This is a genomic window from Micromonospora sp. H61 (assembly GCF_018070325.1).
Lineage (GTDB): Bacteria > Actinomycetota > Actinomycetes > Mycobacteriales > Micromonosporaceae > Micromonospora > Micromonospora salmantinae.
In genome coordinates this window covers 1-22,417 of record NZ_JAGPXY010000079.1, presented here as the reverse complement: position 1 = coordinate 22,417, position 22,417 = coordinate 1, and the positions used below count along the sequence as shown (strand labels likewise).

Annotated in this window: 21 protein-coding genes and 1 pseudogene; 14 read left to right on the top strand and 8 right to left on the bottom strand. The window is 71.8% G+C overall.

Annotated features, from left to right (window positions below; translation table 11 throughout):
- Window positions 1-65: 65 nt before the first annotated feature.
- From KBX08_RS27945 to KBX08_RS27930, 4 genes are all read right to left on the bottom strand, one after another.
- The gene (locus tag KBX08_RS27945) at window positions 66-980 is read right to left on the bottom strand and encodes a DUF1996 domain-containing protein (RefSeq protein WP_210786307.1); all 915 of its coding nucleotides are present in this window, start codon (window positions 978-980) and stop codon (window positions 66-68) included.
- Window positions 981-1,218: 238 nt separating this feature from the next.
- On the bottom strand, window positions 1,219-1,878 hold the full coding sequence (locus KBX08_RS27940; protein ID WP_210785009.1) for a C39 family peptidase: 660 nt from the start codon (window positions 1,876-1,878) through the stop codon (window positions 1,219-1,221).
- A gap of 456 nt (window positions 1,879-2,334) precedes the next feature.
- A complete protein-coding gene (locus KBX08_RS27935; RefSeq protein ID WP_210786306.1) occupies window positions 2,335-4,218 on the bottom strand; it encodes a Xaa-Pro dipeptidyl-peptidase in 1,884 nt (627 codons plus the stop codon).
- Window positions 4,219-4,343: 125 nt separating this feature from the next.
- Window positions 4,344-4,880 (bottom strand): helix-turn-helix domain-containing protein, encoded by a 537-nt coding sequence (locus KBX08_RS27930; protein ID WP_124772961.1) that lies wholly within the window; start codon window positions 4,878-4,880, stop codon window positions 4,344-4,346.
- A 290-nt stretch (window positions 4,881-5,170) separates the two neighbouring features.
- Between KBX08_RS27930 and KBX08_RS27925 the strand changes: the two genes are divergently transcribed.
- The 14 genes and pseudogenes from KBX08_RS27925 (at window position 5,171) to KBX08_RS27865 (ending at window position 19,866) form a co-directional block, all read left to right on the top strand.
- Window positions 5,171-6,775, top strand: coding sequence for an ABC transporter substrate-binding protein (locus KBX08_RS27925; RefSeq protein WP_210786305.1), 1,605 nt, complete (start codon window positions 5,171-5,173; stop codon window positions 6,773-6,775).
- 10 nt (window positions 6,776-6,785) lie between these two features.
- Window positions 6,786-7,871: an ABC transporter permease gene (locus KBX08_RS27920; RefSeq protein WP_210786304.1), complete on the top strand. Its 1,086-nt coding sequence runs from the start codon at window positions 6,786-6,788 to the stop codon at window positions 7,869-7,871.
- Window positions 7,868-8,767 (top strand): ABC transporter permease, encoded by a 900-nt coding sequence (locus tag KBX08_RS27915; protein ID WP_210786303.1) that lies wholly within the window; start codon window positions 7,868-7,870, stop codon window positions 8,765-8,767. Before KBX08_RS27920 ends, KBX08_RS27915 begins: the two co-directional genes overlap by 4 nt.
- Window position 8,768: 1 nt before the next feature.
- Window positions 8,769-9,746, top strand: a complete 978-nt coding sequence (locus KBX08_RS27910) for an ABC transporter ATP-binding protein (RefSeq protein WP_210786302.1) — start codon at window positions 8,769-8,771, stop codon at window positions 9,744-9,746.
- Window positions 9,743-10,720 carry an ABC transporter ATP-binding protein gene (locus KBX08_RS27905; protein ID WP_307850670.1) on the top strand — a complete coding sequence of 326 codons (978 nt, stop codon included), beginning with the start codon at window positions 9,743-9,745 and terminating at the stop codon, window positions 10,718-10,720. The genes KBX08_RS27910 and KBX08_RS27905 overlap by 4 nt, the downstream gene beginning before the upstream one ends.
- A gap of 9 nt (window positions 10,721-10,729) precedes the next feature.
- Window positions 10,730-11,968 (top strand): amidohydrolase family protein, encoded by a 1,239-nt coding sequence (locus KBX08_RS27900; RefSeq protein WP_210786301.1) that lies wholly within the window; start codon window positions 10,730-10,732, stop codon window positions 11,966-11,968.
- Entirely contained in the window at window positions 11,965-13,608 is a 1,644-nt protein-coding gene (locus KBX08_RS27895) for a DUF885 domain-containing protein (protein ID WP_210786300.1), read from the top strand. The genes KBX08_RS27900 and KBX08_RS27895 overlap by 4 nt, the downstream gene beginning before the upstream one ends.
- Before the next feature lie 38 nt (window positions 13,609-13,646).
- Window positions 13,647-14,018, top strand: coding sequence for a nuclear transport factor 2 family protein (locus tag KBX08_RS27890; RefSeq protein ID WP_210786299.1), 372 nt, complete (start codon window positions 13,647-13,649; stop codon window positions 14,016-14,018).
- Window positions 14,015-14,341: a TIGR04076 family protein gene (locus KBX08_RS27885; RefSeq protein ID WP_210786298.1), complete on the top strand. Its 327-nt coding sequence runs from the start codon at window positions 14,015-14,017 to the stop codon at window positions 14,339-14,341. The genes KBX08_RS27890 and KBX08_RS27885 overlap by 4 nt, the downstream gene beginning before the upstream one ends.
- Entirely contained in the window at window positions 14,338-15,330 is a 993-nt protein-coding gene (locus KBX08_RS27880) for an LLM class flavin-dependent oxidoreductase (protein ID WP_210786297.1), read from the top strand. The genes KBX08_RS27885 and KBX08_RS27880 overlap by 4 nt, the downstream gene beginning before the upstream one ends.
- 101 nt (window positions 15,331-15,431) lie before the next feature.
- Window positions 15,432-16,367 (top strand): annotated as a pseudogene (locus KBX08_RS34095) (S8 family serine peptidase); the annotation flags it as partial.
- Window positions 16,368-16,458: 91 nt separating this feature from the next.
- Entirely contained in the window at window positions 16,459-18,603 is a 2,145-nt protein-coding gene (locus KBX08_RS27875) for a S8 family serine peptidase (protein ID WP_307850669.1), read from the top strand.
- Window positions 18,604-18,730: 127 nt separating this feature from the next.
- Window positions 18,731-19,378 carry a DUF998 domain-containing protein gene (locus tag KBX08_RS27870; RefSeq protein WP_210786296.1) on the top strand — a complete coding sequence of 216 codons (648 nt, stop codon included), beginning with the start codon at window positions 18,731-18,733 and terminating at the stop codon, window positions 19,376-19,378.
- Between the two features lie 44 nt (window positions 19,379-19,422).
- On the top strand, window positions 19,423-19,866 hold the full coding sequence (locus KBX08_RS27865) for a DUF1801 domain-containing protein (RefSeq protein WP_210786295.1): 444 nt from the start codon (window positions 19,423-19,425) through the stop codon (window positions 19,864-19,866).
- 10 nt (window positions 19,867-19,876) lie between these two features.
- Here the strand turns inward: KBX08_RS27865 and KBX08_RS27860 are convergent, their stop codons facing one another.
- The 4 genes from KBX08_RS27860 to KBX08_RS27845 all read right to left on the bottom strand — a co-directional run.
- Window positions 19,877-20,371, bottom strand: coding sequence for a DUF2231 domain-containing protein (locus KBX08_RS27860; RefSeq protein WP_210786294.1), 495 nt, complete (start codon window positions 20,369-20,371; stop codon window positions 19,877-19,879).
- A 92-nt stretch (window positions 20,372-20,463) separates the two neighbouring features.
- Window positions 20,464-21,099 carry a LysE family translocator gene (locus KBX08_RS27855; RefSeq protein WP_210786293.1) on the bottom strand — a complete coding sequence of 212 codons (636 nt, stop codon included), beginning with the start codon at window positions 21,097-21,099 and terminating at the stop codon, window positions 20,464-20,466.
- A 2-nt stretch (window positions 21,100-21,101) separates the two neighbouring features.
- Complete coding sequence (locus KBX08_RS27850; protein WP_210786292.1) at window positions 21,102-21,848, bottom strand: metallophosphoesterase; 747 nt, start codon at window positions 21,846-21,848, stop codon at window positions 21,102-21,104.
- A gap of 89 nt (window positions 21,849-21,937) precedes the next feature.
- On the bottom strand, window positions 21,938-22,417 hold a 480-nt coding region (locus KBX08_RS27845; protein WP_210786291.1), incomplete at its 5' end, for an SEC-C domain-containing protein.

The following is a 22,417-nucleotide window of genomic DNA, read 5'->3' as shown; positions in this document are numbered from 1 at the left end:
TTCCTTCCCGACCAGGGCGGCGGGCCCGGGTGACCGGACCCGCCGCAGTGGTGTGGAGCTGTCAATCAGATCGGTCGGCCGTCGTGACCGCACTTGATGACGGGACGGATGCAGTCCTGGACGCGGCGGGCCAGCTCCGCCACCGGCCAGGCGTTGAAGAAGTCGCCGTGCATCGTGTAGCCCGGCCCGGAGGCCAGCCGGAACCGCGACGGGTCACCGGTGACCGGGTACCGAAGCACCTGGCGCAACTTCGGCACGTGCACCGGGTGGGTGCTCGGGCAGGCCTGGTTCACCGGGTACGCCAGGTGGCTCTTGTGGTCCGGCGAGTCGAGGTCACGGCCGTTCCAGCACTGCGGGAAGTCCAGGTACGACTCCAGCATCGTGCCGGACGGGCAGTTGACGAAGTCCTTCGACGGCGGCACGTGCCCGGCGTGCAGGCAGGACCAGCGGGCGATGCTGTCGTTCGGCCCGGTGGCCTTCGCGTTGCCGGCGACGAGCCGCAGCCCGAGCGGGAACGGCTGGGTGTTCGCGACGACGTCGGCGCGGACGCCCTCGCCCAGGTAGTAGAACGTGGCGATCGCCGGCTCAACGGGGACGTTGTCCCGGTACAGGGTCGGCACCCAGTACGACGAGACGTCCACCTGCGGGTTGCAGGTGGTGGGCGAGTTGACCAGGTCGGGAAGGGTGGTCCTGGCGTTCGTCACAGTGCTGCCGAAGAAGCTGTGCATGTGCGACGCCCCGGGCAGCCCGGGGAAGACGATCGGGTCGTCCGGCAGCCGGTGGCTGTAGGTGCAGTCGGCGGGGAACTCGGCGACCCGGATGGCGTTGGCGCCGAAGTCGGCGCCGGCTCGGCCGGGGGCGGCGTCGGCCCGGTTGGTGGTGGACACCAGGTACGTGCCGAGTAGCACCAGCAGGGCGCCGATCGCCGTGGCGAGGCGCAGTCGGCGGGGGATGCCGGAGAGGGGTGCGGCCCTGTCCATCTCGTGACTCCTGTCGGGGGACGGGTCAGGGACAGCTCCGGCGCCGCCGCCGAAGGCATCGGAGTTGTGCCTGGCCAGACTGGGTGGTGGCCGGTTGGGGCCGGTGCGAGAGAGCGCTCTCACTGCCCCCCAGCCTCACGCCGAAGTCGACAATTGTCAATACGTGCCGCAGTTGGTGGAAATGACGACGAAGGGCCGGGCCCCGTGGTGGGGTCCGGCCCTTCGGTGTTGTGCTGGGTCAGCTGGTGGCGTAGCCGCGGGTGGCGATCCAGTCGGCGAGGTGCTCGACGGTGACCTCGTAGGAGGCGGTGTTCGCATCGGCGGAGTCGGCGATCTTCACCACGTTCCCGCCGTCGCGGTAACCCACGACGCTGATGTAGTGCCCGCCCTCGAAGGAGTGCACGCCGCCGTCGGTGTCGACGCTGGTGCCGGCGATGTTGGCGACCACGGCCCGGCCGTCGTCGACGGTGCGGACGATGTCGGCGCGCAGCCGGTCGGTCTGCTTGGCGTCGGCATCCGGGGTGCTGATTTCCACGGACCGGTAGGCGTTGGTCTTACCGGTCTCCTTGTTCAGCACCGGGGTGATGTCGTTGATGGAGTTGGTGCCGGCCTCGGTGGTGCCCATCTCCTTGGCCATGGCGTCCACGCTGATCTCCTTGCCCTGCACGGACAGGGCGTTACGCGTGGCGGCCGGGCCGCAGTAGTAGAAGTTCGGCTGGGCCTCGTAGCGCACACCGAGCTGACGCTCACCGGCGGGCTTACGGTCGCTCTGCGTCTGGGTGGCCGGCTTGGCATCCGACGCGGCGTACGCGGCGGTCACCGGTCCGGCGATGGCGCCGCCGGTGAAGGCGAGGCCGGCGGCGGTCAGGGCGGTCTTACGGATCAGATCGGTACGCATGATGGCGTGCTCCTCTGCATCGGGGGTGCCCGCACCACACTCGGGGGTGGGTGGTGGTGGTGCGGGGGAGGTTCACGGCAACGCCGGCGATCCGGGGGACCTGCTCGGGCGTTGCGGGGGATGTAACCGGGGCGGCCCGGCGGATGTTCCCGGCGGCTGCCACGCCCCACGACCGGGACGGTCGCGGTGGCCTGCCAGGTATAACGACCCCGCCGGGCCCTCGATTCCGCCGTCGGGGTGGCCTGGACCACCCGACACCGCCGCACAAACCAGACAACCCGCCCACCCCGCTCACCCGGGGCGAACCCGACACGGGAGCCAGGACGGCCGTGATCCACTCGGGTTCCTGGAAATCGCGGTGTCTGGGTGCCGGGGATATCCCGACCTCATGAAAGCCGAGTGGATGAGGCAGCCCGAACGTGCCGGACTGCCCCACCCGGGAGCGCGGAGATGAAATCAGAACCCGAGGACGTTCCGCCCGCCGACGACCGGCAGTCGCAGTTCGCTGTCGTTCGGTGCGACCCGCAGTTCGGTGCCACCCAACGGCAGCAGGGTGTACTCCTGGTCGCTGGAGAAGACGACCACGCCGATCCGGTGTCCCGCCGGGAAGATGTAGTCCTTCGGCTCCATGGTCCACCGGTAGTCGTACAGCTTGCCCTGCTTGACCGGCTCGGTGCGCGCGGCGCTCTTGCGGTTCTGCGGGTCCATCCACCCTCGCGTCACCACTGTCGGGGCGGCGGTCGACCCGGCCGGGCCGTAGTCGACCAGGTACGCGGTGAGGTTCGCGTCCGGCTTGTTGTCGATAGCCATCCGCAGTCGCATCTCCGGACGCCCGGAGATGCGCACGCTCTGCGTCAGCTCGGGGGAGCGGTAGGCGAGTCGGTTGGCGCTCGCGGTGTCCGGGTTGGACACCAGGGTGTCCGGGTGGATGGTCCGGCCCTCGTCGACGAAGCGCTGCTCGACCTTGGCCTTCGGTGGCTTGCCGGTGGTGAGCGCGCCGGGTGCGGTGGTGTCGGTGGCCGCGAAGCGCAGGCCGACCTCCCGCGCCACCGGGTCGGGCCAGTTGGCGTACGTGGCGTAGGCGCGGTCCTCGCGCTGGAGCACCGCCGTCGGCTCGTCCATGATGCCGTTGCGAACGTTCCACAGCCAGAAGTCGAACCAGCGGTTCTCGGTCTGCTTGTACGTCCACGTCTGGCCGCTGGGCAGGGTCACCGACGCGTTGCTGCCCGGACCACCGTGGCCGCCCTGGTGCAGCCAGATCTTGCGGGGGACGTCGCGCTTGGCGAGCTGGTCCCACCAGCCGGCGAAGTGTTCGGTCTTCACGTTCCAGTCGTTGAGGCCGTGTACGACGAAGACGCTGGCCTTGACGTCGCGGGCGTCGAGGTAGTCCCGGTCGCGCCAGAACGTCGAGTAGTCGCCGGTGACCCGGTCCTGCTTCGCGGTGATCTCGGCGAGCTCGTCGGCGCACTGCCCTTCGGCGCGGGCCTGCCCGGCGGTGTACTGGGCCAGGATGTCGAGGTCCTCACCCTGGAACGTTCCGGGCGCGACCACCAGACCGTTGGCCCGGTAGTAGTCGTACCAGCTGCTGATCGCGGAGACCGGCACGATGGTCTTGAGCCCCTTGACGCCAGTGGTGGCCACCTGGTTGGGCAGCGTCCCGTTGTAGGAGACACCGGTCATGCCGACCGCGCCGGTGGTCCAGCCGGCGGTGACCGGGGCGCCGTTCGCGTCGTACCCCTTGGCCCGGCCGTTGAGCCAGTCGATGACCGCCTTGGTGCCGAGCGTCTCGGCCTGGTCCCCGCTGGTCGGGCAGCCGTCCGAGTCGCCGGTGCCGACGCTCTGGCCGAGCACCACCGCGTATCCGCGGGGCACGTAGTAGTCGTCCAGCGAGCCGGGCAGGTTGGCCTTGGCCTGGGCCCGCTGTGCGCCGGCGTCGAGGGCGCGCCGCCCGTCGCGGTCGGTCAGGCCGTTCTGCGGCAGGTCGTCGACCAGCACGCTCGGGTACGGCACGTCACCCCAGGTGCCCTTGCGGTACGGGCTGTGCTCGAAGATGACAGGCACCTTGAAGCCCTGCGTGGCGGTCTCGCGGGGGCGGGAGATGTCGATCGCCACCCGGTCGGGTCGACCGTCGTGGTCGGTGTCCACCGGGGTCTGGACGAACACCCGCTCCTCGATCGCGTCGGCGAGCGAGAACACGGGTTGGGTCATGCCGTCGCTGACCACGATGCCGGTGGGCGTGGTGGGCGTGGGCGGAGCGGCAGCCGCGGGTGGTGCTGCGCCGAGGACCAGGGCGCCGGACACGCCGACGCTCAGGAGTACCAGATGACGGGGTCGACGCATGCGCGTCTCCCTTCGGTTGGGCTGGTTGCCGGGGGTCGGCAGGGCCGATCTCGAAGATCCATTCGTGGTCATGCTAGGTCCGCCGCGGCGTCCCGTCGATCCCCTCGGCTGTCCACCGTGGTGGGTCAGGGAGTCGGCGGCGTCACCGCGATGATCAGGTGGGCGCGCTGGTCGCTGGCGTTGCGGTAGAGGTGCGCGAGGCGAGAGTCGAAGGTGACCGACTCGCCGGCGGTGAGGGTGTACGACTCACCGCCGATCTCGGCGACGACCTCCCCGGTGATGACGATCGCGCATTCGGTCGACGGGTGCGCCCACGGTTCGGCGGAGCTGGCGTCGCCGGGTGCGAGGTGGGCCTGGAGCACCTCCAGGTCGCCGCGACCGGGGGTGAGTCGTTCGTAGGTGATCTGGCCGGGTGGCGCGGCCAGCCTGGTCCGGGCGCCGACGCGGCTGACGTGCACCGGTGGCGCCTCGGGCTCGGAGAACAGTTCCGCGATCGAGGTGTCGAAGACCTGGGCGAGCTTCCGCAGGGTGGAGAGGCTGGGGTCGGTCGCGCCGTTCTCGATCTGGCTGAGCAGGGCGGGGGACACGTCGGCGGCTGTGGCGAGCTGACGCAGCGTGAGGGAGTGCTGCTGACGCAGGTCGCGGAGTCGGTCACCGAGCATGTGTCCTCGTTCCAAATACAGTGTGGCTGAATCTTGATTGACCAAACTATACGGCCATGTTTAGGATCACTAAACATCGGGCGGCAATGTTCAACTCAGGTGAACAAACCGCATCGAGGCGCGAACCGGACGCCTGCCGCCCGGTCTACATCCAACCCCGAGACGACGCCCCCGAGAAGCCCGCGACGCCGTCATCCCATCGGCCCGGCCGATGCGTGGTGTCGCGCGCCGGACGTCGACGCCCCGCGGATCCCGCACAGCGGGCCGCGCGATACGAAGGTAGGAACAGCATGTCGGTGTCTCCCCGCCGGCTCCTCGCCGGAGCGTCCGCTCTGGCGACGCTGGCCGTCCTCTCCGTCAGCGCCTGTAGCGCCGGCGGCAGTGGTGGAAACGCGAGCGGTACGGCCAAGACCCTCACCGTGAACACCTCGTTCGTGCTCAAGACCCTCGACCCCGGCCGGGTCTACGAGGCAACCGGTCTGACCGCCGTGCACGCCCTCTACGACACCCTGCTCACCTTCAAGGGTTCGGACGTGAGTAAGCCGGTCCCCGCGCTGGCCGAGTCGTACCAGGCGTCGCCGGACGCCACGACGTTCACCTTCAAGCTCCGGCAGGGCGTGACGTTCGCCGACGGCAGCCCGCTCACCGCCGACGACGTCGTCTTCTCGCTCAACCGGCTGAAGAACATCAAGGGCAGCCCCGCGGTCACCGTCAGCGGCCTGACCGTGACCAAGACCGACGACAGCACAGTCGTGGTCGCCTCGGCCACCCCCGATCCGAACATCCCGGTGGTGCTGTCGATGCCGTCGACAGCGGTGCTCAACTCCAAGGTTGCCAAGGAGCACGGTGCCCGCGACGGCGCCGACGCCGCCCAGGGCGACACCGCGCAGCAGTACCTGGACACCAACTCCGTCGGCAGCGGCCCGTACGTGCTGAAGTCCTACGACCCCTCGTCGCAGGTGGTGTTGGAGGCCAACCCGAAGTACTGGGGAACGAAGCCGCAGTTCTCCCGGGTGGTGCTGCGCAACATGGACGTGCAGACCCAGAAGCTGACCATGCAGCGCGCCGAGGCCGCCGAGATCTCCCTGGACATCTCCGGCAAGCTCCTCGACGGACTGTCGGGCAGCCTGCAGACCTCCGGCGTGCAGGACACCGTCTACTTCCTCTTCCTCAACGCCGACCCGGGCGTCTCGGCGGTCACCTCGAACCCGAAGTTCAACCAGGCCCTGCGCGCCGCCATCGACTACCAGGGCATCGCTGCCCTGTACGGCAAGGGCGCCGCCCCCGGCGCCGGGCTGGTCGCTCCCGCCTTCCCGGGCGCGCTGCCGGCCGGCGAGGAGTCCAAGCGGGACGTGGCCAAGGCCAAGGCGCTGCTCACCGAGGCCGGCCTGACCAACCCGACGGTGAAGTTCACCTACCCGGCCATCACCTACAAGGGTGTGGACCTCGGCACTGTGGCCACCAAGGTGCAGGGCGACGCCGCCGAGGCCGGCATCAAGCTGGAACTCAACCCGCAGCCGCTGACCACGTTCCTCGACGAGATGCGCGGCGGGAAGTCACCTCTCGGATTCACCCCGCAGAGCCTGAACTACCCGGTCGCCGACTCACTGATCAACAACATGGCACCGGGTCAGGCGACCGCGCTGCGCTCCGGCTGGACGGTCGAGCGGGCCGACCCGGCCGTGGTGGCCGCCGGCAAGAAGGTCACCGCGACCCTCGACCTGGCCGGTCGGGCCACCGCCATGCAGGAGTGGCAGCGGCTGATGAACGCGTCCTCGCCGTACCTCGTGCTGGCCAGCAACTCCTCCATCGTCGTGGCGACCACAGACCTGACCGGAGCGGACTACACCGCCGCCGGTTGGCAGGTGGACGTCGCCGCGGTCGGCCGCAAGTAGTCCCGACGACATGACGACAGTCCACGACGGTGAGCCGGGCGCGGTCGCCACGACCGCGTCCCGGCCCCGGGGTGCCCACCCGCTGCTCACCTTCCTGGCCAAGCGGGTGGCGGTCACCGCCGGCCTGCTGCTCGGCGTCACTGTGGTGACGTTCGGTCTGGTCAACGTGGTCCCCGGTGACCCGGTCACCGCCAACCTCTCCGACCAGGCGCTCAACGACCCCGCCGCGGTGGCCGCCTTCCGCGAGAAGTGGGGCCTGGACCAGCCGCTCTGGGCCCAGTACCTGCACTACCTGGGCAACCTGCTGCACGGCGACCTGGGCCACTCCCAGCAGACCGGGCGGGCCGTCCTGGACGACCTGCTGCACTACGTGCCGGCGACCCTGGAACTGGCCCTGCCGAGCATGGTGCTGGCGCTGCTCATCGGCACCGGGGTCGGCATGCTCGCGGCGGTCCGCAACGGCCGGTTCACCGACCAACTGGTCCGGGTCGGCGCCCTGCTCGGGCTCTCCACCCCGCCGTTCTGGCTGTCCCTGGTCGTGCTCTACGTCTTCTTCTACCAGCTCGGCCTGGCCCCCAGCGGCGGACGACTCTCCACAGACTTCAGCCCACCGCCCACCGTCACCGGCATGTACACGGTCGACGGGGCGCTCGCGGGGCAGTGGGACGTCGCCTGGGACGCCGCCCAGCACCTGTCCCTGCCGGTGCTCGTGCTGACCTCGCTGACGGTGGCGATGCTGGTCCGCTTCGTCCGCTCGGCGATGCTCGAGGTGCTCCAGCAGGACTACATCCGGGCCGCGTACGCCAAGGGTCTGCCGACCCGGGTGGTGCTGCGCCGGCACCTGCTGCGCGCCGGCCTCGTCCCGGTGGTCACCGTCTCCGGCCTGGCGTTCGCCTCGCTGCTCTCCGGGACGGTGCTGGTCGAGAGCATCTTCGGCTGGCCCGGCGTCGGCCAGTACGCGTACCGCAGCGCCACGGCGCTGGACCTGCCCGCGATCCTCGGCGTCAGCCTCTTCGTGGCACTTGTCTACACGCTGGTCAACCTGACCGTCGACCTGCTGTACGGGCTCATCGATCCGAGGATCCGGTTGTCATGACGACACTTGCAGACCCGAAGGCGGAGCGGGCCCTGGGCCGACGCCGCTGGCTCGGCCGACTGCGCGGCGGCTCGGCCAGCCGACCGGTCTGGCGTCAGCCGATCACCGTGGTGGCGTTGACCATCCTCGGTGGATGGTTGCTGCTGGCGTTGCTCGCCGACGTTCTCGCGCCGTACGACCCGCTGGCGCAGAGCGCCGACACGTACGCGTCGCCGTCCGGGGCGCACTGGTTCGGCACCGACTCGCTCGGCCGTGACATCCTCAGCCGGGTCGTCCACGGCGCCCGCCTGTCCATCCCGCTGGCCCTGGCGATCGTCTCGCTGGCCCTGCTGGTCGGCGGGCTGCTCGGGCTGGTCGCCGGATACGTCGGCCGGTTCGTCGACGAGGCGCTGATGCGCCTGACCGACCTGGTGTTCGCGTTCCCGCAGATCATCCTGGCCATGGCGGTGACGGCGGCGTTCGGCCCGAACACCCGCAACGCCGTGCTGGCCCTGGTCATCGTCTCCTGGCCGGTCTACGCCCGGGTCATCCGCAGCGCCGTGCTGAGCATGCGCGGCGACGACTACCTCAACGCCGCCCGCCTGCTCGGCGTCGGGCCGATCCGCGCGTTGCGCCGCGACGTGCTGCCCAACAGCATCGGCCCGGCGATCGTGCTGGCCACCCTGGAGCTGGGCAACGCGGTGCTGCTGCTCGCCGCCCTGTCGTTCCTCGGCCTGGGCCCGCGCCCACCGGCCGCCGAGTGGGGCTCGATGGTGGCCCTCGGCGCGCAGGACCTGTCGATGTGGTGGGTCAGCGTGTTCCCCGGTCTCGCCATCCTCACCGTGGTGATGGCCTTCAACGTGCTCGGCGACGCGCTGCGCGACCGGCTCGACCCCCGCTACACGAAGGGACGCTGAGGTGGCACCGCTGCTCGACGTCGACTCCCTGGCCGTCACCCTGCCCTCACCGCGTGGCCCGCTGCCGATCCTGCACGACGTGTCGTTGACAGTCGACGAGGGTGAGCTGGTCGGCATCGCGGGGGAGAGCGGCTGCGGCAAGAGCCTCACCGCGCAGACCCTGCTCGGGCTCCTGCCCCCGGGGGCGGCGGTCACCGGCTCCGCCCGGTACGCCGGCACCGAACTGCTGAGCCTGGACGCCCGGGGCTGGCAGCGGGTCCGTGGCGCCGGCATCGCCATGGTCTTCCAGGACCCGAGCGCGGCCCTGCACCCGATGCTCACGGTCGGGCGGCAGCTCACCGAGCACATGCGGGTGCACCTGCGGATGGACCGTCGAGCTGCCGGCCGCCGCGCGGTGGAGCTGCTCGACCAGGTTCGCATCCCGGACCCGGAGCGGGCGCTGCGCGCGTACCCGCACCAGTTCTCCGGCGGAATGCGGCAGCGGGTGGCCATCGCCATCGCGCTGGCCGCCCGGCCCCGACTGCTGATCGCCGACGAACCGACGACCGCCCTCGACGTCACGGTGCAGGCCGGCATCCTCGCCCTGCTGGAACGGCTGCGCGCCGAGACCGGGCTGGCCGTCGCGTTCATCACCCACGACCTCGGGGTGCTCAGCGCCCTCACCACCCGTGGCTACATCTTCTACGCCGGGCGGGTCGTCGAGACCGGCCCGACGGGCGGCCTGCTCACCGCCCCCAACCACCCGTACACGGCCGCGTTGCTCGGCGCCCGACCGCACGGCACCCAGACCGGCGGGACGTTGCGGCCCATCCCGGGCGCCCCGCCGGCACCCGGCGAGGCGCCGCCGGGGTGCCCGTTCCAACCCCGCTGCGGGTACGCCGAACCGTCCTGCGGCGAGGCCCCGCCCCCGCTCACCCCCGTCGGAGCCGACCGGTCGGTGGCCTGCGTGGTCCGTCCGCACCTGGAGGTGGCGGCGTGAACACCACCGCGCCCGCGCGACTGTCCTTCACCGACGTCGAGGTCGAGTACCGATCCCGAGGGCGTGGCCGGGTGCGGGCCGTCGCCGGGGTCAGCCTGGAGGTGTCACCCGGCCAGATCGTCGGGCTGGTCGGCGAGTCCGGGTGCGGCAAGTCCACACTCGCCCGCGTCGCGGTCGGGCTCAGCGCACCGAGCGCCGGCGCCGTCGAGTACGCCGGCCGACCGGTCACCCCGCTGGGCTGGCTGCCCCGCTCCGGTGCCGAGGTCGGCCTCCAGATGGTCTTCCAGAACCCGTACGCCTCGCTGAACCCCCGGCGCACCATCGGCTCCCAGCTCCTCGACGGCGTGCCGGCCGCGGTCACCGGGTCGGCCCGCCGAGCCCGGGTGCACGAGCTGCTCGAACGGGTGGCCATGCCGACCAGCGCCGCCCAGCGGTATCCGCACCAGTTCTCCGGTGGTCAGCGGCAGCGCCTGGCGATCGCCCGCGCGCTCGCCCCGGAACCCCGGATGATCATCGCGGACGAGCCGGTCACCGCGCTGGACGCCTCGTCCCAGGCCCAGGTGGTCAACCTGCTCGTCGGGCTGGTCCGCGACCTCGACATGGGCATGCTCTTCATCTCCCACGACCTGGCGCTGGTGCACGAGATCGCCGACGTGACCGCCGTGATGTACCTGGGCCGGATCGTCGAGGCCGCACCCACCCGCGAGCTGTGGCGCGAGCCCCGACACCCGTACACCCGGGCGTTGATCGACGCGGTGCCGCAGATCGGGCCCACCCCGCGCCTGCCCGCCATCCTCGCCGGGGAGGTGCCCGACCCGGCCAACGCGCCCACCGGGTGCCGTTTCCGGCCCCGCTGCCCGCACGCGTTCGCGCCCTGCGGGGAGCAGCCGCCCACCGTCGACCTGGGCGGCCGCAGCGTCGCCTGCTGGCTCACCGACTCCGCAACGGTCCCGACCGCCGCGCGCTCACTCTGAGGACGCCCCATGCGCATGCCCACCGAACAGGTCCTGGTCAACCTCGCCCTCTACGACGGTGTCCAGGACGCCCTCCAACCGGATCGCGGCATCTGGATCGACGCCGACGGGATGATCCGTGCCGTCGGTCAGGTCGACGACGTCCTCGCCGAGGCCGGCGCAGCCCGGGTGGTCGACCTGGGCGGCGAGCACGTCATGCCGGGTCTGACCAACATGCACGTCCACCTGTCGCTGGGGCTGCCCGGCCACCTCGCCGACACGGTGCACGGCGCGAACCTGGCCGAGCTGGTGCTGCTGATGGCCGACTCGGCCCGGCGCACCCTGCACTCCGGTGTCACCACCGCCCGCCTCGTCGGGGAGAGCCGGTACGCCGACTTCGCCCTGCGCCGGGGGATCGAGGCCGGCGCGGTCGACGGCCCGCGCATCTTCACAGCGGGGCACGCGCTCTGCTGCACTGGCGGGCACGGCTGGGAGGCCGACGCCCTGGAGGCCGACGGCGCGGACGGGTTCCGTCGGGCCACCCGTGAGCAGCTTCGCGCCGGCGCCGACCTGATCAAGGTCTGCATCTCCGGCGGGATCGCCGGGCAGCACGAGGCGATCGACACCCCGCAGCTGCTCGACGACGAGATGGCAGCGGTCATCCGTGTCGCGCACGACTGGGGGCGCAAGGTCACCGCGCACGCCGGCCCGGCCGACTCGGTCCGCCGCGCCGTCGAGCTGGGCCTCGACTGCGTCGAGCACGGGTACGAGCTGACCGACGACGTCACCCGACTGATGGCCGAGCGGGGTGTCTGGTACGTGCCGACGATCGTGGTGAGCCGTTGCGAGCAGTTCTTCCGCGACTCCGGGGTGCCCGGCTGGCTGATGGACCGGGCCCTCGCGGCCGGCCCCCGGCACTGGGAGAGCCTCCAGCACGCCATCCGCAACGGCGTGCCGATCGCCCTGGGCAGCGACATGCCCCCGCACGCCGGCTACGACGAGACCACCGCGACCATCCGCGAACTGGAGTTCATGGTGGACGCGGGGATGCCCGTCGCGGACGCGCTCAAGGCCGCCACCACCCGCCCCGCGCAGTGGCTGGGTCGGGCCGACACCCTCGGCACCGTCGAGGCCGGCAAGCACGCCGACCTGCTGGTGCTGCGCGACGACCCGACCCGCTCGGTCTCCGCGTTGCGCACCCTGCACGCGGTGCTGAAGGGCGGGGTGGCGTACCGCGACGACCACGGCCGGCTCGGCGTACCGCGATGAGCAGCATCACCCAGGTCGCCGACGGGTACCTCGACGCGCTCGCCGAGCTGGACCCCCAGGCGGCCGAGGCGGTGGGGCGTACACCCGTGTCGCACGTCCCGGATCTCTCACCGGAGGGCTTCGACGCCCGCGCCGAGCTGGCCCGACGCACCGCGACGGCCGCCGCCGCGGCGACCACGCACGACCCCGGCGAGCGGTCCCTGGCCGATGCCCTGCTCGACCGGCTGGCCAGTGAGGTCGACCTGCACGACGCGGGCTTCACCACCCGGCTGCTCGCCCCACTGGCCACGCCGGTGCACCTGCTCCGGCAGCTCTTCGACAATCTGCCCCGGCACACCGAGGACGACTGGGCGGTGGTCGCCGACCACCTGCGCCAGGTGCCCGAGGCCCTCGCCCGGTACGCCGAGACGCTGCGTCGGTCGGCGCAGCGCGGACAGTTGGTTGCCCGCCGGCAGGTGCTCGTGGTCGCCGACCAGTGCACGGCCTGGACCCGCGCGGACTTCTACGGGCGGCTGGTGGACGGTTACTCCGGCGGCCCGCTCGCCGCGCAGCTGCAATTGGGTGTGCGGCTGGCGACCGCCGCCACCGCCGGTTTCGCCGCGTTCCTCCACGCCGAGCTGGGACCTACGGCGTCCAACGTGGATGGTGTCGGCGGCGACCTGTACCGGGTAACTGCCCGCAGTTTCCTCGGTGCGAGCGTCGACCTCGACGAGGTGTACGAGTACGGCTGGGCGGAGTTGGACCGCACCGCCGCCGAGCTGCGGACCGTCGCGGGCGAGCTGGGCCACTCGCGGGTGGCCGCCGCGCGGGCGGCCCTGGACGCCGACCCGGCCGGTCGGGTGGCGGCCGGGCCTGCCCTGGAGGAGTGGCTGCGCCAGCGCACCGAGCAGCTGACCCAGGCCCTCGACGGCACCCACTTCGACATCCCGCCCGCCACCCGTCAGGTGGTGTGCCGGATCAGCCCCGCCACGTCCGGGGTCATGTACTACACGCCTCCCGACCCGGCGTTGACGCGTCCCGGCGCGATCTGGTGGTCGGTGCCCACTGGCGAGTCGACGGTGCCGGTGTGGCGGCACGTCGGCACGCTCTGCCACGAAGGGCTGCCCGGCCACCACCTCCAGCACGCCTTCACCCTCACCACCGCCGCCCTGCACCCGTGGCAGCGCACCCTCTGCCAGGTGCACGGGTACGCCGAGGGGTGGGCGCACTACGCCGAGCGCCTCGCCGACGAGATCGGCCTGTACGCCGGCCCGGCCGAGCGACTCGGCATGCTCGACGGTCAGATGTGGCGGGCCGCCCGGGTGGTCATCGACCTGGGTCTGCACCTGAGGCTGCCGATCCCGGCCGGCAACGGGTTCACCGAGGAGCGCCACTGGACGCCAGCGCTCGCGGTGGACGTCCTCACCCGGGTCGCCGGCCTGGACGCCGAGACCGCGCGCTTCGAGGTCGACAGGTATCTGGGCTGGCCGGCGCAGGCCCTGGCCTTCAAGGTCGGCGCGCGGCTGTGGCAGCAGGCCCGCCGGGACGCCGAGCGCCGCGAGGGTGCGGCCTTCGACCGGAAACGCTTCCACCACACCGCGTTGGCGCTCGGACCCATGGGACTGGATCCGCTCCGCGCCCGCCTGGCCGACCTGCACTGACCACCCGCACCGCCGTACCCGATCGGAAGTGACAGCCGATGAGCGATGAGCTCCGCACCACCATCACCGACCTGTACCGGTCCCTCGGCGACCGGCAGGCCTTCGACGCGCACCTGCACCCCGACCTGACGTTCTGGGAGTCCGACGCCGACGGACTGCTGTCCGGCCTGCCCGCGCTCGACGACCTGCGGGACCGGCGAGCGACCCGGGCGACGGGGTCGACGCCGATCTCGGTGGCGCCGGAACACCTGCGCGCCGACGCCTGGGGCGACACCGGTCTGGTCCGCTACGTGCTGCGGGCCCGCTTCGCCGGCACCCGGCCGGACGAGTGTTTCCGGGTGACCGACGTCCTGCGCCGCGAGGACGGCGCCTGGCGCATCGTGCACCACCACGCGGAGGCCGTGCGATGAGCGCCGAGGAACCCACCACCGACCTGTACGACCTGCGGGTCGTGGTGGAGCGGATCGAGGGCCGCTCGGTGTGCGGCCTGAAACCGGGCGACCACATCGACCTGACCGGCTCCAACCGGCTCACCATTCCCGCCGGCAAACACTTCTGCCTGTACGCCCTGGCCGCGTGCCTGCCGCTGCTGCCGGCGAAGCAGCGGGCGCTGGCCGAGGGCGACTGGATGGCCCGGGACAGCCACGTCGCCTGCCCGGACCCGGACGAGCGGCTCATCATGCGCATCGAGCGGACCGCCCTTCAGCGCATCCCCACCGAGGAGCTGACGTGAGCGCTGGGCTGGTCGGCATCGGCCTGCAGTCCGACAAGTCCGCCGACGAGTACGCGGAGCTGGCCGAACTGACCGAGCGGCACGGCTTCGACGTGCTGTCGGTCTTCGGTGACCTGATGTACCAACCGCCGATCTTCCCGCTGCTGGTGGCGGCCCGGCACACCCGGCGGATCCGCCTGGGCGCGGCGTGCCTCAACCCGTTCACCATGCACCCGGTGGAGGTGGCCGGTCAGGTGGCCGCACTGGACCTGGCCTCGCAGGGTCGGGCCTACCTGGGCCTGGCCCGGGGCACCTGGCTCAACGAGATCGGTGTGCCGCAGGTCCGCCCGATCCGGCGCATCGTCGAGACGGTCGCCGTCGTACGGCTGCTGCTCGCCGGCGACGACAGCGGTTTCCAGGGTGGGGAGTTCACAGTCGCGCCGGGCACGTCGCTGCGGTACACGCCGACCCGTGCCGACGTGCCGGTCCTGGTCGGCACCTGGGGGCGGCAGACCGCCCGGGCAGCGGCCGGCTTCGCCGGCGAGGTCAAGGTCGGCGGGTCGGCCAACCCGGCGATGGCGCGGATGATGCGCGCCTGGCTGGACGACGCGGCGGTCGCGGGCCGGGACGGCACGGGTGTCGTGCTCGGTGCGGTCACCGTCGTCGACGAGGACGGTGCGCTGGCACGTCGGGTGGCGCGCCGGGAGGTGGCCATGTACCTGGCGGTGGTCGCCGCCCTCGACCCGACGATCGAGGTGGACCCGGAGTTGCTGGCGCGGATCCAGCAGCACGTCGGCCGCCGGGAGGACGACCTCGCCGGCGCGCTGATCGGCGACGACCTGCTCGATCTGTTCGCCTTCTCCGGCACGCCCGAGCACGTCGCGGGGCAGGCCGCGGCGGTGTTCGACGCCGGGGCCAGCCGGGTGGAGTTCGGCACCCCGCACGGCTTGACGCCGCACGGCGGCATCGACCTGCTCGGTCGGCGGGTGCTCCCACTGTTACGGGCGTGAAAACCTCCTCGTCGAAGGCTCCCCGAAGATCGTTCCCCTGCATATGATCTTGCCGAAGTCGCCCGAAGAGGCGGCTTCGTCCACATTAGACGAGGAGCGACATGCTCAGGAAAACGCGATGGCTGTTGGCCGTCGCCGTCACGGCCACGACGCTGACCGCCCTACCGGGCGGCGCCGCCACGGCCGGACCCAGCGACATCGGTCAGACCGGCGCACCCGCAGCCACTGCTGACGGGAAGACGCACACCGTCACCCTGCTGACCGGGGACGTGGTGACCGTGCGGGACACCGGATCGGGCTGCCCACAGGCCACAATCCGGCCGGCGGACGAGAACGCGGTGATCCACCAGAGCTGCGGCCCCGACGGTCACCTGCACGTCATCCCCGCCCGCGTCGCATCCCAGCTCGGCTCGGTCCTCGACCCCGACCTGTTCGACGTCACCACGCTGATCGCCGACGGCTACGACGACGACAACGCAGCCGAGCTGCCGCTCATCGTGCAGCCCGCCACCGCGTCCGCCCGGGTGGCCGCGCTCGGTGACGTGCTGTCGCTGCCCAGCATCGGTGCGGTCGCCGGCCGCGTACCCAAGAAGAGCCCGGCCACGGCGAAGCTCGCCACCAACTCGCTGCTCGCCGGCGCGAAGAAGGTCTGGCTCGACCGCAAGGTCCGGGCCACCGCCCTGACCGGCGGTGGGCGCCCCGCCGGCCTGGACCGCAACCTGGGCCAGATCGCCGCGCCGGACGCCTGGAACGCCGGCTACACCGGCAAGGGCGTCCGGGTCGCGGTGCTCGACACCGGCGCCGACTTCACCCACCCGGACCTGGTCGGCCGGGTCGCCGACCGGGCCGACTTCACCGTCGAGGGCGGTGACGCCGTCGACCACAACGGCCACGGTACGCACGTCGCCTCGACCATCGCCGGCACCGGCGCGGCCGCCAACGGTCAGCGTCGCGGCGTGGCACCGGACGCCAAGCTGGTGATCGGCAAGGTTCTCGACGACAACGGCTTCGGCGACGACTCCGGCATCATCGCCGCCATGGAGTGGGCCGCCACCCGTGCCGACGTCATCAACATGAGCCTCGGCGGCAGCGACCCGGACGAGCCGTGGGCCGCTGGTCACCAGCAACGTGGCCAAGCCGGAACTGGTCGCGCCCGGTGTCGACATCGTCGCCGCCCGGGCCGCCGGCACCAACCTCCAGGACCCGATCGACAGGTACTACGAGGCGATCAGCGGCACCTCGATGGCGAGCCCGCACGTGGCCGGCGCCGCCGCGCTGCTCGCCCAGCGCCACCCGGACTGGAGCGGTGAGCGACTCAAGGCCGCCCTCGTCGGCGCCGCCGACCCACTCAGCGGCATCGACCCGTACGCCGTCGGCGCCGGTCGGCTCAACGCGGTCCGGGCCCTCGGCGGCCCCACCAGCAACCAGCCGGTGGTCAACCTCGGCACCTTCGCCCACCCGCAGTCCGGGACCAGCGAGACGAAGCTGAGCTGGACCGGTGAGTCGACGGCCGTTCTCGACCTCGACGTGTCGATCGTCAACCACGACGGCCAACCGGTGCCGCGCGGCACGGCGTCGCTGTCGACGAGCCGGCTGACGCTCAAGCACGGCGCCACCGCCGCGGCGACCCTGCGGGTCAACCGTGCGGCGCTGGCCGCCCGGCCGGGCTTCTACCTGGCCACCGTCACCGCCCGTTCCGGCCGCAAGCTGGTCGCGACGACCCCGGTGAGCTTCTACGTCGAGCAGCCCAGCTACGACCTGACCATCCAGACAAAGCCGATGCCGGGCCTGAAGGACGGCGCGGAGAGCTGGATCAACCTGATGGTCACCAACCTCGCCGACCCGGTGATCTACTACGGCGGCGCGGGCGGCACCCCCGGAGACACCTTCACGCTGCGGGTGCCCGCCGGCCGGTACGCGATCCTCGGCTCGTCCGTCGCCTACTACGTCGACAGTGACGTGCTGGAGACGACGCTCGCCGCCGAGGCCGACCTGGACGTGCGCGCTGCCCGAAGCGTGACGCTCGACCCGGCGCGGGCCAAGCCGGTGATGGCGACTGTCGACGGGGTGCCCACCACGCCCACCCGGACCGACCTCACCAACGTCCAGACCACGCCGAACGGCCTGTCCTGGTGGCACCAGATCAGCGGGTACGGGGCCAAGACGGCCGTCCGCACCACAGCGCTGCCCAAGCCCACCGTCGGCTCCCGGCGCACCTGGGCGGCGGTCAACCTGGACTCGCCCGCCGGCACCGCCAAGCCGTACCGCTACAACCTCGTGCACGAGTACGCGGGCGGCGTCCCGGCCGACCCCGCCTTCCGGGTGAACAAGGCCGAGCAGGCGAAGCTCGCCCGGATCGACGAGCGCTTCCACCAGACGGATTCGCCGGGGATGCTCACCCAACTGGTCCGTACCGGCATGACCCGCGACGGGGTGGGGGTCACCCAGACCCACGAGGGGAACCTGCCGCCGTACCGGACCGACTACCTCTCGCCCGACATCCTCTGGGCCGACCAGGGCGTCTACGGCGGGCTGGCCGCTGACGAGGCACCCCGCAGCTACCAGCCGGGCAGTCGGCAGACCAAGATCTGGGCGCGTCAGCCCCTGCACTCCGACTGGTACGACGACCCGGCCGGGGCCGAGTGGAGCTGCGCCACCGCGCCGTCGCGGACCAGGGGCAACCTGCACCTCGACCTGGTGTCGCTGACCGACCAGCACCAGCGGGCCGACTGCCTTCAGGGCGAGGCGATCGGCGTGAAGCGCAAGCTGTCGCTGTACCGCGACGGGAAACTGGTCGAGGAGCGGGACCGCCCGCTCGCCAACTTCACAGTGCCGCAGCAGGTGGCCGACTACCGGCTGACCCTCGACGTCGACACGAGCCTGATCCTGCCGATCTCCACCAAGGTAAACACCTCGTGGACGTTCCGGTCCGCCGGGCCGGACGGGACCGGGAGCGTGCCGCTGCCGCTGCTCGCTGTGGACTACGCGCTGCCGATGGACCACAACAACCACCCGGTCGACGGAACGGCCGAGCTGGCCGTCCGACAGGCGCATGGTGTGAAGACGCAGAAGGTGACGTCGTTCCAGGTCTGGACCTCGACGGACGACGGGGCCACCTGGAAGTCGGCCCGGGTCACCGGCAGCGGCGACAGCTACCGGGTCGCGCTGCCGACGGCCACCTCCGGGCAGGCCGTCTCGCTACGGGTGAAGGCCGCCGCCAACGGCGGTAGCGGAATCGACCAGACCATCATCCGGGCGTACCACGCCGGCTGACCGTCGACGCTGTGGTGCGGCCCGGCTCCGACCGGGTCGCACCACCTTTTTGCGTCGCGGTGTCGATCCGGGCCCACCTCGTTCGTCGTGACGGTGAACCCCGACGCCGACACCGAGAGGCACGCCCATGACGTCCGTCGCCGAGACAGCGCTGCGCCGAACCCGTTTCCTGCTGGGCTGTGGCACGGTCGCCGGCCTGTTGTTCCCCCTCCTGTCGTTCGGGCAGGCGTTCACCCGATCCGGATTCGACCTGCGCCGGCACGCGATCAGCTCACTCACCCTCGGTGACCTCGGCTGGCTGCAGGTCATCGCGTTCGCGGGCACCGGCGTACTGGCCGTCGCCTTCGCGCTGGGCCTGTGGCAGGTACTGCGACCGGGCCGGGCCGGCACCGTGGTGCCGGTGCTGGTCGGCGTGTACGGGGTGGCGATGGTCGGCGGCGGGATCTTCGTGCCCGATCCCGCGCTCGGCTGGCCACCCGGCGCCCCGGCGGGTCTGCCCGAGCAGGCCAGCACGGGCAGCGTCCTGCACACGGTGTGCGGCGCGACGGCGTTCCTGTCGCTGATCGCGGCCGGTCTGCTGCTCGCTCGACGGTTTGCCGCCCAGGGGGACCGGAACTGGGCGCTCTACAGCGCCACCAGTGGTGCCGTCGCGTTCGTGCTGACCGCCCTGCCGTGGAGCGAGGGGAGTGCGAGCATCCGCTTCGCCATCGGAGCGGTGCTCATCTCGGGGTGGCTCGTGGCGCTCTCCTGGCGAACACGCGACGAGGTTGCCTGACCGTCGAGGCGATTCTCGTCGTAGGCAGGTGACAGCATCACGTCATGGCCACAGCGAAGCAGCCGGTAACCGTTCCGACCGCGATCAGCGTCGACGACTTCCTGGCCGGCAACCCCGACGAACGTAGGCGGGCCGACGCGGGGCGGCTCCGCGCGATCATGGGCGAGCTGACCGGGGAGCCGGCGGTGATGTGGGGCCCGAGCATCGTCGGCTTCGGCAGCTACCACTACACCTACGAGAGCGGGCGTAGCGGCGACGCGCCCCTGGTGGGGTTCTCGCCGCGCAAACAGCACCTCGTCGTCTACCTCACCGGCGGCGGTCTCGAGGAGCGGTACGGCGCGCTCCTCGTCCGGCTCGGTCCGCACCGCGCCGGAAAGGGATGCCTCTACCTGAAGCGGCTCGACGACGTCGACGAGAGCGTGCTGCGGCAGCTGATCGAGCGCACCGTCCGGGTGCACAGGGGCGTGGACCGGGCCAGCGGCCGATGAACCGCCGACGTCACTGGCCCTCCCAGACCGCCTTCGCCCCGGAGTCGCCCGTGCGGAACACGTAATACACGGTGACGGCGGCGGCCACCAGCGACAACACCTGCAACGCCAGGGTCAGCGGCCGACCGGGCCGTCCGTCCGCGCTGGCGTCGGTGCCCTTCGGCGCGACGAACCAGACAAGTGCCAGCGCGACGACCGCCAGCCCGATGGTGGCGTAGAGCGTGTTGTTACCGAAATCCTGATGCGTCTGAAGCGTCGGGAGGAACTCGGGAGTGACCCGGTTGGCGGCGCGCATGCGCTCGAGGAAGGCATCGCCGGAGAGCTTCGTCAGCAGGGCGGCGACCGGCGCGCCCACGGCCAGTAGCCCCAACACCCACCGGGTGTGCGGCCGGATCGGCGGGACGAGCGCGTAACCGACAGTCAGCAGGGCCAGCAGCGGCACGAACACGACCGCGGCGTGCAGCAGCAGAGGGTGGGCCGGGATGCCCATGAACTCCTCGAACATCGGCGTCTCCTCCGGTCACATCGGCCTGGACGTTGATCGTCCACACCGGGACGCTATCGGTACCAGGCGGGCGTGTCATCCCCGCCGATCGCTCAGGTCGCCGCCGCGCGTACGCCGAGGCCGACCAGGAGCACGCCGGTCAGCCGATCGAGCATTCGTCGCACCGACGCGGTGCGCAGCAACCGGGCGGCGGCACCGGAGACGACGGTCCAACCGGCGAGCCAACAGGTGTGCAGCGCGGCGTGCGCCGTGGCGAGCAGCACCATCGGCACCAGCACCGGTCGGCCCGGTTCGAGGAACTGCGGTGCCAACGTGAGGTAGATGGCGGCGGCCTTGGGGTTCAGTACGTTGCCGAGCAACCCTTGCAGGTACGGGTGGTCCACCCGCCAGGGCAGCCTTCGGGCGGAAACCGTCGGTCGCCGTCCCGCGTCCGTTCGGCGGCGCGACGCGGACCAGAGCATCCAGAGCCCGAGCCCGACCAGATAACCGGCCCCGACCAGCTTGACCACCCAGAACGCCTGCGACGAGCGGAGCACCAGCGCGGCCAGGCCGACAGCGGCCAGCGTGGCGTGCACGTAGAGCCCGGTCACCGTACCCAGGATCACCCACCAGCCCTGCCGCCGCCCGCCGGTGGCGACCCGCGAGACGACCAGGGTCAGGCTCGCGCCCGGCGTGGCGGTGATCGGCGCGACGGCGAGCAGGAAGCCGAGCACCGCGACCCCGCGCATGCTCAGACCACCACCCGGTAGTGGGTGGTGAGCAGCCCGGCGTCGTCGTACACGTGGAACGCGACGCCGGGCGGTTGGGTCTGGGTGGTCAACGGGCCGTCGCCCTCCCAGGGCATCCGCAGCGTGGAGACCACACCCGGGGCGATCCGCAGTGGACGGCCCGCGAAGGTGCTCGCGGCGGCGGTGTGGAAATGCCCGGTGAGCACGGCGACGACCTGCGGGTGGGCGGCGACGAGTTCGGCCAGAGGGTCGGCCGGCAGCAGCCGCATCGGGTCGATGACCGGGTGGTGCAGCACCACCGGCGGGTGGTGCAGGGCGATGAACGTCGGCGTCCCGGCCGGCACCGAACCCAGCTCGTCGGCGAGCCAGGCCATCGTCTCCTCGTCCAGGTGACCGTCGTCCGCGCCGGGCACGGAGGAGTCGGCGAGGAGGAAGACCGCCCCGGCCACGTCGTGGCGGGCGTTGATCGGGCCGGTGCCGCCGCCGTCGTCCCCGAGCAGACCCTTGCGGTACGCGTCGCGCACGTCGTGGTTGCCGGGGCAGACCATGACCGGCAGCGGGGAGTCGAAGAGCTTCGCGGCGGTCTCGTACTCGGCCACCTCGCCGTGGTCGGCGATGTCCCCGGTGATCAGGATCGCGTCGACAGGTCGTGGCAGGCCGTGCAGGTAGTCCATGACCCGGGCGGTCCGCTCGGCCGACCGGGGGTGGCTGTCGAGGTGGGTGTCACTGAGATGCGCGATGACCAGCACGAAGTCGCTCCTAACGGCTATTGGTGTCAAAGCCGTTAGGGACGCTACTCCGGGCCAGGTCGGCCACCGCAGCGCGATGGCCACCGCGGTCAGCTCCGCGAGCGCGGCAGGCAGTCCTTCTTGTACTTGAGGCCCGAACCGCACCAGCAGGCGTCGTTGCGCTCCGGCGGCCAGGCGATCCGTGCGCTGGGCCGCGCCGACACCTCGCCCGCGTAGCCCGCCCGGACCGCCGCGTCGGCCGGGTCGCCGCCGCGTCGACCGGCGAACGCGGTCAACCCGTCCACCGTCGCGCCGAACACGCCCAACCCGGCCTGGCCGGCACCCCGCAGCCGAACCAACTCCGTCTCCAGCCGGCCCCGGTGTGCGTCCCAGTCCGGCCCGTACACGTCGGTGAGGGCAGGGTGCTCGGCGAGCAGGCGATCGAACTCGGCCCGCGGCCAGAAGAGCAGATCGGACTCGGCGTCCCGACGCTCCCCGGCCCGACGCACGAGCTGGGTCTCCAACCGGTCCGCCAGGTCGTCCTGCCGGTCGTGCGGCAGGTTCAGATTGCGCCGTACCCGATGCCGTTG

Coding starts and splice junctions, on each gene's coding strand:
- KBX08_RS27860 (WP_210786294.1), bottom strand. CDS start 20,371: ATGTTCGAGGAGTTCATGGGCATCCCGGCCCACCCTCTGCTGCTGCAC.
- KBX08_RS27900 (WP_210786301.1), top strand. CDS start 10,730: ATGCGCATGCCCACCGAACAGGTCCTGGTCAACCTCGCCCTCTACGAC.
- KBX08_RS27915 (WP_210786303.1), top strand. CDS start 7,868: ATGACGACACTTGCAGACCCGAAGGCGGAGCGGGCCCTGGGCCGACGC.
- KBX08_RS27935 (WP_210786306.1), bottom strand. CDS start 4,218: ATGCGTCGACCCCGTCATCTGGTACTCCTGAGCGTCGGCGTGTCCGGC.
- KBX08_RS27940 (WP_210785009.1), bottom strand. CDS start 1,878: ATGCGTACCGATCTGATCCGTAAGACCGCCCTGACCGCCGCCGGCCTC.
- KBX08_RS27890 (WP_210786299.1), top strand. CDS start 13,647: ATGAGCGATGAGCTCCGCACCACCATCACCGACCTGTACCGGTCCCTC.
- KBX08_RS27930 (WP_124772961.1), bottom strand. CDS start 4,880: ATGCTCGGTGACCGACTCCGCGACCTGCGTCAGCAGCACTCCCTCACG.
- KBX08_RS27920 (WP_210786304.1), top strand. CDS start 6,786: ATGACGACAGTCCACGACGGTGAGCCGGGCGCGGTCGCCACGACCGCG.
- KBX08_RS27870 (WP_210786296.1), top strand. CDS start 18,731: ATGACGTCCGTCGCCGAGACAGCGCTGCGCCGAACCCGTTTCCTGCTG.
- KBX08_RS27895 (WP_210786300.1), top strand. CDS start 11,965: ATGAGCAGCATCACCCAGGTCGCCGACGGGTACCTCGACGCGCTCGCC.
- KBX08_RS27865 (WP_210786295.1), top strand. CDS start 19,423: ATGGCCACAGCGAAGCAGCCGGTAACCGTTCCGACCGCGATCAGCGTC.
- KBX08_RS27855 (WP_210786293.1), bottom strand. CDS start 21,099: ATGCGCGGGGTCGCGGTGCTCGGCTTCCTGCTCGCCGTCGCGCCGATC.
- KBX08_RS27925 (WP_210786305.1), top strand. CDS start 5,171: ATGTCGGTGTCTCCCCGCCGGCTCCTCGCCGGAGCGTCCGCTCTGGCG.
- KBX08_RS27885 (WP_210786298.1), top strand. CDS start 14,015: ATGAGCGCCGAGGAACCCACCACCGACCTGTACGACCTGCGGGTCGTG.
- KBX08_RS27945 (WP_210786307.1), bottom strand. CDS start 980: ATGGACAGGGCCGCACCCCTCTCCGGCATCCCCCGCCGACTGCGCCTC.